Below are 16,510 nucleotides of genomic sequence, written 5' to 3'. Positions count from 1 at the left end.
TCCGGCGCACTTCTGGTGCGCGCCGGAAAATCGTGAGTCTCCTGAATCACTTAGGCCGAAAGAAAAATTCTTCCAACGAAGCCGGAGATTTAGCTTGCCAGCATGCGAGTCAGGATATCCGCGCTGTTGCGGCTCAGGCTGCCCGCCGCCTGCAATGCGGTAAGGGCCGACCGCGCTGCCTCGCGCCGCTTCGGCTCCAGCAGCGGCCAGATGCGGAAGCCGGTCAGAACCCGCGCCGCGACCTGCGGATTGCGCGTATCCACATCGGTCACGAATTCGGTGACGAAGCGGAAACCGGCGCCATCGGCGCGGGTGAACTGCACCGGATTGCCCATCACGAACGTCCCCACCAGCGAACGCAGCCGGTTCGGGTTGTTCCTGGGAAAGCTCGGATCCGCCAGGATCGCGCGCATCCGCTCGATGACGCCGTCGTCATGGGCACTGGCCGACACCGTCAGCCACTTGTCGAAGACCAGTGGATCGCCGGCAAAGCGGGTGCGGAAATCGGCGAGCAGGGCCGGGGCCTCCGGCGTCCATTGCGCGCCGATCACCGCCAGCGCCGCCAGCCGGTCGGTCATGTTGGTGGCCTCGCCATACTGCTTGGCAGCCAGGGCCGCACCGCCATCGCTCGATTGCACCAGCAGCGACAGCAGCCGGTTGCGCAGCGAGCGGCGGCCCGATTGTGCGGTGTCGGGCGCATAGGGCACCGTGCTGGTCAAGCCGTGATAAGCCGCTTCCAGCGTGCTTGCGATGGGGGCGAACACTGCCCGGATCAACTCGCTGCGCACCGCATGCACGCGCTCGGGATCGACATCGCTGCCAATGGCCCGCGCGATCAGCGATTCATCGGGAATGGTCAGGGCCTGCGCCTTGAACGCATCGTCGAGGCTGTCATTGGCCAGTGTCTCGGCCAGGGCGCTGCGCAGCGCTTCGATCGCCGCATTGCCCCAGGCCTTGCCGCGCGCTGCGTCCACCATCAGCGCCGTGCTGACATCCTGCAGCGCCTCCCAGCGGTTGAACGGATCGCTGTCATGCCGTGCCAGGAACAGATTGTCCTCCTGGGTCAGGTCCGAATGCACCTGCACCGGGGCCGAAAAGCCACGGAACAGCGATGGCACCGGCTTGTTGGCTACCCCGCTGAAGGTCAGCGTCACGCTCTCCTGGTCGAGCACGATCATGTCGTCGCGCACGCTCCCGCCCGTGACCGCATTCCAGCCCATCGGGCTGCCATTGGGGCCGATCAGACCGAACTTGATCGGGATGACCAGTGGCGATTTCGTCGGCTGGCCCGGCGTCGGCTCGGTCTTCTGGCTGATGGTCAGCGTGTAGGTCTGGCTGGCTGCGTCATAGGCATCCTTGACCGTCACCTGCGGCGTGCCCGCCTGCAGATACCAGGTCTTGAACTGCTCGAGATCGACGCCAGTGGCGTCGGCAAACACGGTCAGGAACGCCTCGATCGTGGTGGCCTCGCCATCATGGCGCTCGAAATAGAGGTCCATACCCTTGCGGAAATCGGCTTCGCCCAGCAGCGTCGCCAGCATGCGCACGATTTCGGCGCCCTTTTCGTAGACCGTGGTCGTGTAGAAGTTGTTGATCTCGCGATACTGGTCCGGGCGCGGCGCATGGGCCAGCGGGCCACCATCCTCGGGGAATTGCGCGCTGCGCAGGTTCTGCACGTCGTGGATGCGCTGCACGGCGCGGCTGCGCTCATCCGACGAGAATTCCTGGTCGCGATAGACCGTCAGCCCTTCCTTCAGGCACAGCTGGAACCAGTCGCGGCAGGTGATGCGATTGCCGGTCCAATTGTGGAAATATTCATGCGCAATCACCCGTTCGATGCCCGCATAATTGGCGTCGGTCGCGGTCTCCGGCTTGGCGAACACCAGCCGGTCGTTGAAGATATTGAGCCCCTTGTTCTCCATCGCCCCGAAATTGAAATCGCTGACGGCGACGATGTTGAACATGTCGAGATCATATTCGCGCCCAAAGCGGCGTTCGTCCCAGGCCATCGAGCGCTTGAGGCTGTCCATCGCCCAGTCGCACTGGTCTTCCTTGCCGTGCTCGCAATAGATCGCCAGGTCCACCTTGCGGCCCGAGGCCGTGGTGAAGCTGTCGGTGATCGAGCCCAGATCGCCCGCCACCAGCGCAAACAGGTATGCCGGCTTGGGGAAGGGGTCCTCCCACACCGCAAAGTGCCTGCCGTCGCCGGCATCGCCTTTGGCGACGAGATTGCCATTGGCCAGCAGCACCGGCGCCAGCGCCAGCGGCGCCGTCATTGTCACCTTGAACGTGGCGAGCGCGTCGGGGCGGTCGAGATAATAGGTAATGCGGCGGAAGCCTTCCGGCTCGCACTGGGTGCACCAGACGCCGTTGGAGCGATACAGCCCCATCAGCTTGGTATTGCCTTCCGGCTGCAGCGAAACCTCGGTCTCCAGCACAAACCGGCGCAGCGGCGGCTCGACGATGGTCAGGCCCTGCGGACCCGCTGCATAGGCCGACAGCATCAGCGGTGCCCCATCGATGGCGATGGAGGACAGGCTCAATTCCTCCCCGTCCAGCACCAGCGGCGTGCCCGGCGCCGTTTCCGGGCGCGGCTCCACCGTCAGTTGCGCGCGCACCCGCGTGGCCTCTTCGCCAATGCGGAAATCCAGGTCGACGCTGACGATCCGGTATGGGCTCGGTGCGTAATCCTTGAGATAGATCGTGTGTTCGGTTTCGGTGCGCATTGAATGTTCCGGGTGTAACGTCTGGAAATTGATTGTGGCCGGGCCGCAACAGTCGACTCGGTGCTTTCGTGTATCCTAAGCAACTTGCGACTGCTGGGCACTCTCTTGTACGTCAATTGGGACGGCATTGGGGAGGGGCTGCCGCGGTTGCCAGCACGTGTCTCCTCTGCGTCAAATTGTGGGCGTATCGAGCGCGGTATCCAATATTGCTCGTCGGCTCGCTCGCGTAGGCCTTTGCGCCTGACCTCAAGCGCGCTTGAAGTCCCGCGACTCCCGCCCGCGAAATGCGCCGAAAGTATTAAACATGGTGAAGCCAATGTTGCGCTGGTTTGAACAGCGACTCGATCCCTATCCTCCAGCTGAGCCGGCCGAACCGCCTCAGGGCTTGCTGGCATTCTGCCTGCATTACAGCCATGGCGCCAAGAAGTGGCTGGCGCTGATGTCGGTGACGGCGGCGCTGATTGCCGCCAGCGAAATCCTGCTGTTCGGCTTCATCGGCGATATCGTCAACTGGCTGGCCGCTGCCGACAAGTCGACCTTCCTCGCCACCGAAGGCTGGCGGCTCGGGCTGATGGGGGCCTTCGTCGTGCTGGTCCTGCCGGCCCTCGTCACCATTGGCACCGCCACGACCAATCAGACGCTCCTGGGCAATTTCCCCCAGCGCATCCGCTGGATGAGCCATCGCTATCTCATCCGTCAGTCGATGAGCTATTTCCAGGATGAGTTTGCCGGCCGCATCGGTGCCAAGCTCATGCAGACCTCGCTCGCAGTGCGCGAAGTGGTGATGAAGCTGCTCGATATGCTGGTCTATGTGGTGGTGTATTTCACCGGCGCGACCATTCTGGCGGCGTCGACCGATTGGCGCCTCGCCCTGCCATTCCTGGGCTGGGTCATCGGCTATTCCGCGCTGATGTTCTATTTCATCCCGCGTCTGGGCAAAGTCTCCGAGGCACAGGCCGACGCGCGCTCGGTGATGACCGGCCGAATTGTCGATAGCTATACCAATATCGCCACGGTCAAGCTGTTCTCCCATTCCAATCGGGAGGAGCGCTACGCTCGCGAGGCCATGGATGGCTTCCTCGATACGGTCTATCGCCAGATGCGGATGGCCACCGTGCTCAACGTGCTTGTGGTGTGGCTCAATTCGCTGCTGCTGTTCTGCGTCGGTGCCGTCGGCATCTGGCTGTGGCTGGGCAATGCCATGTCGCCCGGCGCCATCGCCGTGTCGCTGGGCCTGGTCATGCGCTTCCAGGGCATGAGCCAGTGGGTCATGTGGGAAATGGCCGCCCTGTTCGAAAATATCGGCACGGTGCGCGATGGTATTTCGTCGATCTCGTTGCCGCGCATTGTCGCCGATGCCCCCGATGCCAAGCCGATCGGCACGGTCAAGGGTGACATCAGGTTCGACAATGTCAGCTTCCACTACGGCAAGAACAGCGGCGTCATCGAAGGGCTGAACCTACATATCCAGCCCGGCGAGAAGATCGGCCTTGTCGGTCGCTCCGGCGCCGGCAAGTCGACCATCGTCAACCTGCTGCTGCGCTTCTATGACCGGCAATCGGGCCAGATCCTGATCGATGGCAAGGATATCGCCACGGTCACGCAGGATTCCCTGCGCGCCAATATCGGCGTGGTCACCCAGGATACTTCGCTCCTGCATCGCTCGGTGCGCGATAACATCATCTATGGCCGCCCCGATGCGACCGAAGAGATGATGCGCGCAGCGGCCGATCAGGCCGAAGCGACGGCGTTCATCGAAACGCTGAGCGATCCCAAGGGCCGGCGCGGCTTCGATGCCCATGTCGGCGAACGCGGGGTCAAGCTTTCGGGCGGTCAGCGCCAGCGCATCGCCATTGCGCGGGTGCTGCTCAAGAACGCCCCGATCCTGGTGCTGGACGAAGCCACCTCGGCGCTCGACAGCGAAGTCGAGGCGGCCATCCAGGGGCAGCTGCAATTGCTGATGAAGGGCAAGACCGTCATCGCCATTGCCCACCGCCTGTCGACCATCGCCATGATGGATCGCCTCGTGGTGCTGGATAAGGGCCGCATCGTCGAGCAGGGCACCCACGCCCAGCTGCTCGAAACCGGCGGCATCTATTCCAGCCTCTGGCAGCGCCAGTCCGGCGGCTTCATCGACGCCGACCAGTCCGAGGAAGCCGCGCAGTAACCTTGGCGGGCTCCCCGCCGAGTGCGCCGCAAACACAATCTATTCCCTCCCCCTTGTGGGGGAGGGTTAGGGTGGGGGTGTCGTGACCTCCATAATCGCAGCACCAATCGGGGCGCACGACGCCCCAAATTCCGCCCTCCCATGGGGAAGGGCGCAATCAAACCAAGGAGACCCACGATGGGTGACAATACCGAAACGGCCATTACCGCAAGCGCGCATCCCGGTGCCTCACCGGTCCCCCTCGCTGCTCAACGTAAACCCGTGCACCGATACCGAACCTGACCTGAGCCCAGTCTCCGTCAGGCGCGGCTCAAAAAGAATGAGCTCAACATGTTCAACCGCGTCATCACCTATTTCGATCATCTCTATTCGCCCACCGCGCTCGCCGAAAATCGGCAACCGCCCATGGGCCTCAATGCCTTCCTGAAATATTTCATCGGCCAGTTCCGGGCCGCTTTCGCCATCCGCATGGTGCTGGTCGCCATCGGATCGGTCGCCGATGCCATGATGCCGATCTTTGTCGGTCTCGTCGTCGGCATGCTGGCGTCGACCAATCCCGGCGAAATCTTCGATGTCCATGGCCAGACCCTGCTCTGGATGATTGCCGTTGTCGTCGTGGTGCGCCCGCTCACCTTCATGCTCGATACGCTGATCCGCAATCACGCCATTGTCCCCAATCTGGTGGACCTGGTGCGCTGGCAAAGCCACTTTCACGTCATTCGGCAAAGCTGGACCTTCTTCCAGAACGACTTTGCCGGTCGCATCGCCAACAAGATCATCCAGGCCGGCGAAGCCATCGAGATCGGGGTGAACCTCACCATCGATGCGGCCTGGTATGCGCTGATCTTCGTGGTCGTCGCGGTGGTGGTCCTGGCCCAGCTCGATATCGTGCTGCTGGTGCCGATCGGCCTGTGGCTGCTGGCCTATGCGATCCTGTTCACCATCACCATGCCGCTGATCGCCCGCTATTCCGAGGAACTCTCGGAGAGCAAATCGGTGATGACCGGCCGCATCGTCGACAGCTACACCAATATCCAGACGCTCAAGACCTTCTCGACTGGCGGGCACGAGGATCGCTATGTCGCTGACTCGGTCAACGATCACGCCGTGTCGTTCCGCAAGCTCATGCGGGTCTTCACCTATATGTGGTCGACCCTGTTCCTGCTGAACGCGGCCCTGGTGGTTTCGGTCACCTGGCTGTCGCTCTCGGCCTGGAACAGCGGCACGCTATCCGCGGCTGCAGTGGCAACAGCCATTCCGTTCGCCCTGCAGATCATGAACATGAGCGGCTGGATCCTCGAAATCGGCTCCAGCATCTTCCGTCAGGTCGGCACCGTCCGCGACTCGATGGATACCATCGCCCAGCCGCTGACCATGCTGGACGCACCTGATGCCAGGGACATGGTCGTGCCCAGGGGCGAGCTGGTCTACGACAATGTCAGCTTCAACTATTGGCGCGGCAAGACCGGCAGCGTCATCGACAATTTCAACCTGACCATCCAGCCCGGCGAAAAGATCGGCCTTGTCGGCCGCTCCGGCTCGGGCAAGTCGACGCTGGTCAATCTCGCCCTGCGCATGTTCGACGTGCAGGACGGAGCAATCCGCATCGACGGGCAGGATGTGCGCCATGTCACCCAGGAAAGCGTACGTGCCGCCATTGGCCTCGTCAGCCAGGATACCTCGCTGCTGCATCGTTCGGTGCGGGAGAACCTCAAATATGGCCGCCAGTCGGCCAGCGATGAGGAGATGATCCGGGCCGCCGAGCAGGCCAAGGTGCATGATGTCATCATGGGCCTGGTCGATCCCAAGGGCCGCACGGGCTACGACGCCCATGTCGGCGAACGCGGGGTCAAGCTCTCGGGCGGGCAGCGCCAGCGCGTCGCCATTGCCCGCGTGCTGCTCAAGAACGCCCCGATCCTGGTGCTCGACGAAGCCACTTCCGCCCTCGACAGCGAAGTGGAAGCGGCGATCCAGGAACAGCTGACCACGCTGATGCAGGGCAAGACGGTGATCGCCATTGCTCACCGGCTGTCCACCATCGCCTCGATGGATCGCCTGGTGATCCTGGAAGCCGGCCAGATCGTGGAGGCGGGCACTCATGCCCAATTGCTCGCATCCGGTGGTCACTACGCCCAGCTGTGGGAGCGCCAGTCCGGTGGCTTCCTCGATCTCGAAACGGCGGCGCAATAGCTGCCATCTTGTTCGCCGATATATGTTGACAGTGATGGTCCGGTTTCTATCAAGAGACTGGACCATCGCCGTCCCTGCGCCGACACTGCGGTGCAACAGAATCGGAACCGACATGTCGCTGATCGATCGCCTCAATGCCCTGTTCGAACATTGGGTCGATCCGTTCCGCGCCAAGGCCGATCTGGAACCTCCCGCGTCGATGCCGGCCTTCTTCTGGCACTATATCAGTCAGGCCAGGCTCCCCTTCATTGCCCTGCTGATCCTGGGCGGCTCCGTCGCCCTGGTCGAGGCCGCGCTGTTCTACTATGTCGGCCGCATCGTCGATATTCTGGACAGCTCCAACCAGGCCGAGGGTTGGGACGGCCTGGTTGCCGGCTATGGCCCCGAACTGCTGACCATGCTGTTCGTCGCCCTCGTTGTCCGCTACCTCATCACCTGGCTTTCCGCCGCCGTTGAGGAACAGACGGTCAATCTCGGCTTCTACAATATGGTGCGCTGGCAGGCCTATGCCCATGTCATCCGCCAGAGCCTTTCCTTCTTCCAGAATGACTTTTCCGGCTCCATCGCCAGCAAGGTCTGGCAGAGCGGCGGCGCCGTCGGCGATGTCATGGTCAGCCTGCTGCAGGTGGTCTGGTTCATCGCCATCTATGTTGCCACCACGCTGGTGCTGGTCGGCCAGCTCGATTGGCGCCTTGCCGCCGCCATTGGCCTCTGGGTCGTGCTCTTCGCCTGCCTCGCCCGCTTTTACGTGCCGCGCATGCGCAAGCGCTCGACCGTCACCGCCGAGGCCGCCGCCGCCTTGACCGGCCGCATCGTCGATAGTTTCGGCAACATCCAGACGCTCAAGCTGTTCGGCTCCGCCGAGGATGACGACCGCTTCGTGCGCCGCGGCTTCGACCGGCTCCTGGCCGCACTGACCGAACTCGCCCGCACCCTGGTGGGCGTCCGCGCCGCCATGGGGATGCTGTCTGGCATCATGATCGTCGGCATTGCCGCGCTGTCGATCCACCTGTGGACCGAAGGCCAGATATCGGTCGGCGGCGTCGCCTTCACCATGGGTCTCGTCCTGCGCCTCTATACGCTGCTTGGCCGCATGATGACCCAGCTCAACGGCCTGATGCGCAATTACGGCACCGCGCAGAACTCCGCCGAGCTGATCGCCCGTCCGCTCGGCCTCATCGATGCCCCCGATGCCAAGCCGCTCGTTGTCACGGAGGGCCGCATCCATTTCGAGCGCATCGGCTTCCACTATGGCAAGACCAGCGGCATCATCGATGATCTCGATCTCGAGATCAAACCCGGCGAGCGCGTCGGCCTCATTGGCCGCTCCGGCGCCGGCAAGTCCACCCTGGTCAGCCTGCTGCTGCGCTTCTACGATCTGGAAAGTGGCCGCATCACCATTGATGGGCAGGATATCTCCAGGGTCACCCAGGCCTCGTTGCGCGCCAATATCGGCGTGGTCACCCAGGATACCGCGCTGCTGCACCGCTCGGTGCGCGCCAATATCATCTTCGGCCGCCCCGATGCCAGCGACGAGGAAATGATCTCTGCCGCCGAAATGGCCGAGGCCGATGAATTCATTGCCGCGCTGGCCGACTACAATGGCCGCACCGGCTACGAGGCCCATGTCGGTGAGCGCGGGGTCAAGCTCTCGGGCGGGCAGCGCCAGCGCGTCGCCATCGCCCGCGTCCTGCTCAAGAACGCCCCGATTCTCGTGCTCGATGAAGCCACCTCCGCCCTCGATAGCGAAGTCGAAGCCGCCATCCAGAGCCAATTGCACCGCCTGATGGCCGGCAAGACCGTGATTGCCATCGCCCATCGCCTGTCCACCATCGCCTCGATGGATCGCCTGGTCATTCTGGAAAAGGGCCGCATTGTTGAACAGGGCACCCATGCCGAGCTCTTGGCCCTGGGTGGTCATTATGCCCACCTCTGGCAGCGCCAGTCCGGCGGCTTCCTCGATCTGGACGAGGAAGCCCAGACCTGATCCCTCAGCTCGTCGCGTGCAGGTTAAGCCGCGGCATTTCATTGGCGCCCAGCCGTTCCCTGGCGCAATGCTCCAGCATCGCCGTCTTGCTCATCGGCCGGCCGAACAGATAACCCTGCATCACCGTGCCGCCCAGTCCGAGCAGGGCTTCCAGCTGTTCTTCGGTCTCGATCCCCTCGAACACGCAGGTAATGCCCAGGTTCCGGCACAGGTCGACCGTGGTCTTGATGATGGCGCGGCTGGTCGGGTTGCTGGTTACCTCGGCCACGAAGCTGCGATCCACCTTGATCCGGTCCAGCGGCAGGTTCTGGATATAGGTCAGGCTCGAATGGCCGGTGCCGAAATCGTCCAGCGCAATGCGTGACCCCAGCGCCAGCAGCGACACCAGCGCCGCATTGGCCTGCTGCAGGTCCCGCATGATCGATGTTTCGGTGATCTCGAAGTCGATCCGGCAGGGCGTGCCAGCCGCGCCGACCAGCGCCGCAATGCCCTCGATTGCCGTTGCCGAGCCGATATCGTGGGCCGACAGGTTCACCGACAGCCGCATCGGCGCCGGCAGCTCGTCCAGCACCGCCAGCGCCTTCTTCAGCACCGTCTGGGTGATCTTGGAGATCATGCCGCTGCGCTCGGCCATCGGAATGAACTCGCCCGGCGAAACCTCGCCCAGCGTCGGGCTGCGCCAGCGCGCCAGCACTTCGTAGCCCGTGGTGCGGTTGAACGCGATGTCGAATTGCGGCTGGAACAGGATGTAGATTTCCGCATCGAGATCGGCGGTATGCAGCGCATGCTCCATGCTGCGCACCTTGCTGATCTCGTCGGCATGGCGCTCATCGAACAGGACCGCTGCGCCGCGATAGCCGCGCTTGGCCACCGTCGATGCATAATCGGCCCGGTCATAGAGCGTTTCCGGCGTGTCATCGTCCCGCGATATCGCCAGGCCCATCGATACCGAGGCGCGCAGATTGGAACCCGGCAGCACGAATGGCTGGCGCATTGCCGCGCAGATCTGCTCGCCCCAGCGCGGCACCTGCTGGTCGGAAAAGGGCCCGTCGATGATCAGCCCGAACTGGTCGCCGCCCGTGCGGGCGACAAAGGTGGCGGTGCTGCAATGCGACAGGATACGCAGGCCAATTTCCGCCAGGACGCGATTGCCGTTGGCGTGCCCGAAAATCTCGTTGACCGCCTTGAAGCTGTCAACGTCCAGCCGTGCCACCGCAATCTCGCGGCCATCGAGGTGCGCCTGGGCCAGCATCGCGTTGAGCTGGCGCTCGAACGAGCGGCGGTTGGGCAGGTCGGTCAGGTCGTCGCGGTTTGCCAGGCGGTGGTTGGCGTCGGACAGCCGCTGCGTTTCAGCCTGGTTCTCGGCCATTTCGGCACGCGATGCGACCAGTTCGGCAAAGTTGCTGTTGTAGCGGAACAGGATCGACATCAGCGCCACGACCACGACGATCAGGTTGATCGTCATGGCGATCAGCACGCCATTGCCGCTGAGCAGGATGTAAATGCTGAAAGGTACTATGATGCTGGCGGCGGCGGCGACCGCTGCGGGGCGCAGATGGATCAGGCAGAACATGCAGCCAATGGTGGTGACTGCGATGAAGAAGGCAATCTGGGCTTGCTGGAAGCCATCCCCGTAAGGGTAGAGGCTGATCGCCCATCCCGAGAAGCCGAAGCCCAGGATTGTCGCCATCAAGACCATGCTGCGCAACATCGAGGACGCCTCGGTATCGGTGAAGCTGTGGTCTCGTTTGCTCCACCACATCACCAGTCGCGCCAGGCAGGTCGCGGCCAGCATCATCGGCAGATAGAGCGTGAGGAGCGGCGGGGCGACGTGGAAATGGGTGGCCGACAGGATCAGCACGTTGGTCAGGACCGTGGCGTACATTACCGGCACTTGCCGCGTGAACGCGTGCGCCTGCGATTGCGCAAGTTCGGAAGTGTCAGGAGGGGCGGCAAAGTACCGCCCCAGGATGGTCCGTAACGACATAGACGTGTAAGCCCCCGCTTATGTCGCAACGCTAACCGGACAATCCCTAACACAAATGTAAGCCCTTTCTTTCCTTCTGGTGGCGCGCCGCGTTGCATCGTTGCAATTCAGCGCTATTTTTGCGCCGGCCGGCCGCTCATGCCCATTGGAAGCATTTTGGAACCGGGCTAAGAACGCAGTGCAATCGATTTCGGTGCGTCAGCCCCGCTCATTTCATCGCATGCAGCCCGCGTTCCGTTCTGGACGCCAATGGAGGAACCATGTCCAACGCCGACCGCACCAGTTACGCCGCTCTCGATCTCGGAGGCACCTTCGCCTTGTCGTCGCCGACTCACACGGTGCGAACCGAAATCACCCTGCCGGGCGACGTGCATGGCGCCCTGCTGGCGGCGGGCGAAATCCCCGATCCCTACTTTGGTGAGAACGAAAAAACCGTCATGTGGGTCAATCAGACGCCCTGGACGGTCGAGCGCAGCTTCACCGCCACCGCCGCCGATATCGATGGCTACCTGACGCTGACCCTGGCCGAAGTCGACTGCATCGCCGCCGTGCTGCTGAATGGCGAGATCATCGCCAAAACCCAGAATGCCTTCATCCGCTACGATATCGACGTGACCGGCAAGGTCCATGCCGGCGACAATACCCTGCGCATCGAGTTCGCCGTGGCTCCTGATGTCGCCAGGGCCCGTGCGGACGCACACCCCTTTCCCATTCCCTTCACCAAGAACTACCAGACCAATGGGCTCGAAGGCATCCACATGAACTTCATCCGCAAGGCCGCCTGCCATGCGGGTTGGGATTGGGGCATCTGCCTCATGCCCATCGGGGTCTATGGCACCATGAGCCTGCGCAAGTCGCGGCTGGCCCGCCAGGACAGCGTCCAGGTCGATCAGGCCCATGGTGAGCATTCGGTTGAACTCTCGATAAAGACGCGCGTGTTCGCCTTTGCTCAGGGTTCGGTTGAACTTGCGCACAGCGTGGATGGCCAGCTGATCACCGATAAGGTCGCGGTGCATCCGGGCGAGAATGTCTTCACCCAAAACGTCACCATCCATGACCCCAGGCTCTGGTGGCCGGCGGGGCAGGGCGCCCAGCCGCTCTACGAATTGACCACCACTCTCGATGGCGAAAAGACCACCCGCCAGATCGGCCTGCGCAAGCTGGAATGGATCGTCGAGCCCGACGATATCGACCACACCTTCAAATGCCGCATCAATGGCCGCGACATCACCATGATGGGCGCCAACTGGATCCCCGCCGACGCCATCCCTTCGCGCATCACGCCGGCGGTCATCCGCGACCTGCTGGAAAGCGCCAAGGCGGCCAATATGAACATGCTGCGCATCTGGGGCGGCGGGCAGTATGAGCCCGATTATTTCTACGAGATGTGCGACGAACTCGGTATCCTGATCTGGCACGATTTCATGTTCGCCTGCATGAGCTATCCCTCCGATCGCCCCTTCCTGGCCGATGTCCGCACCGAGATCACCCAGCAGGTGCGCCGCCTCAGTCACCACGCTTCGATCGCGCTGTGGTGCGGCGATAACGAAGTCATTGGCTCGCTGCACTGGTATCCCGAGACCAAGGCGGCGCCGGAGCGCTACGTCGCCAATTACGACCGCCTGAACTCCATGCTCGGCAATATCGTCGAGGACGAGGATCCTGCCCGCCGTTTCTGGCCGTCCTCGCCCTCCATGGGCTATCTCGACTTCTCCGATGGCTGGCAGATGGATACCCGCGGCGACACCCATTATTGGGACGTCTGGCACTCGGCCAAGCCCTTCGAGGCCTATCGCAGCGTCAACCCGCGCTTTGCCTCCGAATTCGGTTTCCAGTCCTTCACCTCGATGAACGTCATCGAGACCTTCGCCGAGCCCAGGGATCGCAACCCGTCTTCTCCGGTCATGGAAAATCACCAGCGCAATGCCGGCGGCAATGCCCGCATTCTGGAAACCATGACGCGCTATTTCCGCTTCCCGCGCGATTTCGACCAGATGGTGTTCCTGTCCCAGATCCAGCAGGGGCTCGCCATCAAGACCGCCATCGAGTACTGGCGCTCCACCAAGCCGCGCTGCATGGGCACGCTCTATTGGCAGATCAACGACATCTGGCCGGTCGCTTCGTGGTCCAGCCTCGATTACGGCGGGCAGTGGAAGCTCCTGCAATATATGGCCAAGCGCTTTTTCCTGCCGGTCAACGTCGTCGCCGTGCCGGTGCATGAAACCGTGCCAACCAATTCACGCGGCACCCCGGTGGAAAACGCCGCGCCGACCAGCATCGTGTTCCGCGGCATCAACGACACGGCTGCTCCGGTCTCCATCGCGCTCGAAATCCGCGCCGTGAAGATCGGGGGTGGTGATCGCGTCGTGTTCTCCGGCGATGCCAGTGTCGGGCCGGACGGCGCCATCACCGTCGCCACCATGCCCTTCGCCGATCTGGCTGCAGACGAGTTCCTGTTCTTCTCCTGGCGCGACGCGCACGGCAATCTGCTCGGCGAAAACGACTATTTCCCCAAGCCCTACAAGGCCTATGAACTCCCCGAGCCCAAGATCCGAGCTGCCTGGTCCGAGGTCGATGGCCAGCTGGTTCTGACCCTCGCCACCGACAAGCCCGCCCTGTTCGTCACCGCATCGGTTGATATCCCCGGCTACTTCTCCGACAACGCCGTCACGCTCCTGCCGGGCCGCCAGACCGACCTGACCTTCACCCCCCGCCACGGCGCCACCCCCTCCGCCGCCGAACTCATCCAATCCCTCCGCGTCCGCAACCTCTCCGAAACCTTCTAGGGCAGGGGGATCGCATAGCGGCCAGGATCATCGCCCCCTCCCCCTTGAGGGGAGGGCCGGGGTGGGGGTCCCCGTGCCTAGATACTTATCCCGACAAGCCCCCAATCCCCCACCACGCTGCCCACGGGCTCGACCCGAGACCACTTTCCCCCGGCACAAGCGACGAGCGACCCGCGGATCAAGTCCGCGGGCAGCGCCGGTGTTTGGGGGAACGCGCTGTGACGCATCTAGACGCGCGGAGATACAGGCACACGGATTGCCTTCTTCCATACAAGTTTCTTCCGCCCCCGCATTGACTTGCGGGCCGCTATCTTCCAACGCTGTCTGACGATCACGCGGCCCTCCCGCGTGCACTTCCGGACTTGCCATGTCTTTGTTGTTTGCGCCCAGCCGCGACGCCGCGATCACCCACTGATGGTCCACATTGTCGCCCCCATCGAAAGCCGGGCCAATTACGCCATCATGCTGGTGCTGCTGTCCCAGCTCGTCCTGCTGGTGCTCGATATCTCGGCCAAGTGGCTGTCGGTCGAGGGCATGCCGACCACCGAGATCGTCTTCGTGCGCTATGGCATGCACCTGTTCCTGCTGCTCCTGCTGTTCCTGCCGGTCAGCGGCCGCAATCTGTGGGTCAGCAACAACTGGAAGCTCGAAGTCCTGCGCGGTGCCTGCCTGCTCTGCACCACCGGGCTGAACTTCCTTGCCATGCGCTATCTGCCGCTGACCGTCACCAGCGCCATCCAGTTCACCTCGCCGCTGATGATCTGCGCGCTCTCCGGCCCGCTGCTCGGCGACAAGGTCGGCTGGCGCCGCTGGGCCGCCATCGGCGTCGGTTTCATCGGCATTCTCATCATCGTCCGCCCCGGCTCCGAGGCGTTCCAGCCTGCCGCGCTGCTCAGCCTCGGTTGCGCCTTCTTCCTGGCCCTGTTCTCCATCCTGACGCGCAAGCTGGCCGGCGTGGACTCGGCGCTGACCCAGCAATTCTACGCCGGCGCCGTCCCGGTGATCCTCCTGGCCCCCATCGCGCTCACCGGCTGGGCCTGGCCCAGCCAGCCCATTTCATGGGTGGCCTTTGCGATCATGGGCGCGGCCGGTCTCTGCGGGCACTATCTCAATTCGGTGGCGCATCGCTATGCGACGCCCGCTACCCTGGCGCCGTTCAATTATCTCAGCCTGCTCTACCTCACCATGGCCAGCTGGCTGATCTTCAACCAGCCGCCGGACCAATGGTTCATCCTCGGCGCGGCCATCATCATCAGCAGCGGCCTCTATATCTGGCTGCGCGAAAAGTCCCTGCGCAAGCCCGCCATTTCGGTCGATGACGTCGGCGACCGCTAGGGCTTCTGGGGCGCCGTGACTTCCTTGATCGGCGCCTTGTTCTCCGCATCGCCCTGGGTGATCAACCGGGCGCTGCGCTGGCCGCTGAGATAGATCCACAGCCAGCTCAGCGCCACGAACACGCGGTTTTTGGTGTCGATGAGAAAATAGATATGGGCCAGACCCCAGACCCACCAGGCCAGCCAGCCCCTGAGCTTGGTCCAGCCAAAGTCGATCACCGCCTTGCTCTTGCCGATGGTCGCCAGGTCACCGGCATGCCGATAGCGGAACGCTCCCGGCGTCACACCGCCCTCGATCCGCGCCTTGATAACATTGGCCGCATGCCGCCCACCCTGCTTGGCCGCGTCACCCACCCCCGGCACCGGCTTGCCATCCGGCATGGTGATCGTCGCCGTATCGCCGACCACGAACACCTCTGGCAGCCCCGGCACGCTGAGATCGGGCGCGACCTTGACCCGGCCAGCCCGGTCCGGTTCCACGCCGAGCCAGCGCGCTGCCGGCGAAGCCTCGACGCCCGCCGCCCAGATGATCGTGCTGGCATCCAGCCGCTGGCCACCAAACACCACGCCTTTGGCGTCGATCAGCGTCACCGCCTCGCCCAGATAGACCTCGACCCCCAGCTTGCGCAGGGCCCGCAGGGTGTATTCCGATAGCTCCGGCGCAAAGTTCGCCAGCACCTTCTGCCCGCCCTCGATCAGCACCACCCGCGCATCATTGGGGCGGATCACCCGGAACTCGCCATGCAGCGTCAGTCGCGCCAGGTCCATGATCGCCCCGGCCATTTCCACCCCGGTCGGCCCCGCGCCGATCACCACAAAGGTCAACAGCGCCTTGCGCTTCTCGGCGTCGGGCTCGCGCTCCGCCGCCTCAAAGGCCAGCAGCAGCTTGCGGCGAATGGTGGTGGCGTCCTCCAGCGTTTTCAGTCCCGGCGCAAATTGCTCCCATTCGTCATGCCCGAAATAGGCATGCCGCGCCCCGGTCGCGAGGATCAGGCTGTCATAGGCAATGGTCTGCCCGTTCTCCAGCCGCACCGTCCTGTTGACCGTGTCGACTCCCATCACCGTGCCCAGCAGCGTCCGCACATCCCCGCGCTTGCGCAGGATATTGCGGATCGGCCAGGCGATTTCGGAGGTGCTGAGCGAGGCGGTGGCGACCTGATAGAGCAGGGGCTGGAACAGGTGATGGTTTCGCCGGTCGATCAGCGTGACGTCGGCATTGGCGCCCTTGAGGGTCTGCGCCGCGGATAAACCGCCGAACCCGCCTCCGACGATCACCACCCGATGCTTGTCAGCCCCAGCCATTCGCGCCTCCGTAGGTTACCCTGACGTAAGT

Annotated in this window: 8 protein-coding genes; 5 read left to right on the top strand and 3 right to left on the bottom strand. The window is 63.4% G+C overall.

Features of this window, described 5'->3' with window-relative positions; all coding sequences use genetic code 11:
• Window positions 1-89: 89 nt before the first annotated feature.
• Window positions 90-2,726 (bottom strand): aminopeptidase N, encoded by a 2,637-nt coding sequence (gene pepN, locus BUA69_RS01145; protein WP_046133577.1) that lies wholly within the window; start codon window positions 2,724-2,726, stop codon window positions 90-92.
• A 316-nt stretch (window positions 2,727-3,042) separates the two neighbouring features.
• On the opposite strand from pepN, the gene BUA69_RS01140 reads away from it, so the two are divergent.
• From BUA69_RS01140 to BUA69_RS01130, 3 genes are all read left to right on the top strand, one after another.
• Complete coding sequence (locus BUA69_RS01140; RefSeq protein ID WP_046133578.1) at window positions 3,043-4,893, top strand: ABC transporter ATP-binding protein; 1,851 nt, start codon at window positions 3,043-3,045, stop codon at window positions 4,891-4,893.
• 330 nt (window positions 4,894-5,223) lie between these two features.
• Window positions 5,224-7,083 carry an ABC transporter ATP-binding protein gene (locus tag BUA69_RS01135; protein WP_052950325.1) on the top strand — a complete coding sequence of 620 codons (1,860 nt, stop codon included), beginning with the start codon at window positions 5,224-5,226 and terminating at the stop codon, window positions 7,081-7,083.
• Window positions 7,084-7,195: 112 nt separating this feature from the next.
• A complete protein-coding gene (locus BUA69_RS01130; RefSeq protein ID WP_046133579.1) occupies window positions 7,196-9,070 on the top strand; it encodes an ABC transporter ATP-binding protein in 1,875 nt (624 codons plus the stop codon).
• Window positions 9,071-9,074: 4 nt separating this feature from the next.
• Here BUA69_RS01130 and BUA69_RS01125 read toward each other — a convergent pair whose 3' ends face one another.
• Entirely contained in the window at window positions 9,075-10,955 is a 1,881-nt protein-coding gene (locus tag BUA69_RS01125) for a putative bifunctional diguanylate cyclase/phosphodiesterase (protein WP_052950326.1), read from the bottom strand.
• Window positions 10,956-11,317: 362 nt separating this feature from the next.
• Here BUA69_RS01125 and BUA69_RS01120 point away from each other — a divergent pair, with 362 nt between their 5' ends.
• Window positions 11,318-13,843 carry a beta-mannosidase gene (locus BUA69_RS01120; RefSeq protein WP_072866432.1) on the top strand — a complete coding sequence of 842 codons (2,526 nt, stop codon included), beginning with the start codon at window positions 11,318-11,320 and terminating at the stop codon, window positions 13,841-13,843.
• A gap of 414 nt (window positions 13,844-14,257) precedes the next feature.
• Window positions 14,258-15,178 carry a DMT family transporter gene (locus BUA69_RS01115; RefSeq protein WP_046136254.1) on the top strand — a complete coding sequence of 307 codons (921 nt, stop codon included), beginning with the start codon at window positions 14,258-14,260 and terminating at the stop codon, window positions 15,176-15,178.
• Here BUA69_RS01115 and BUA69_RS01110 read toward each other — a convergent pair.
• Window positions 15,175-16,479 (bottom strand): NAD(P)/FAD-dependent oxidoreductase, encoded by a 1,305-nt coding sequence (locus tag BUA69_RS01110; RefSeq protein ID WP_046136253.1) that lies wholly within the window; start codon window positions 16,477-16,479, stop codon window positions 15,175-15,177. The genes BUA69_RS01115 and BUA69_RS01110 overlap by 4 nt on opposite strands.
• Window positions 16,480-16,510: the final 31 nt, after the last annotated feature.

The organism is Devosia limi DSM 17137, assembly GCF_900128975.1.
GTDB classification, from domain to species: domain Bacteria; phylum Pseudomonadota; class Alphaproteobacteria; order Rhizobiales; family Devosiaceae; genus Devosia; species Devosia limi.
Note: the sequence above shows the minus strand (reverse complement) of the source record. Positions and strands in the feature narration are given on the sequence as shown.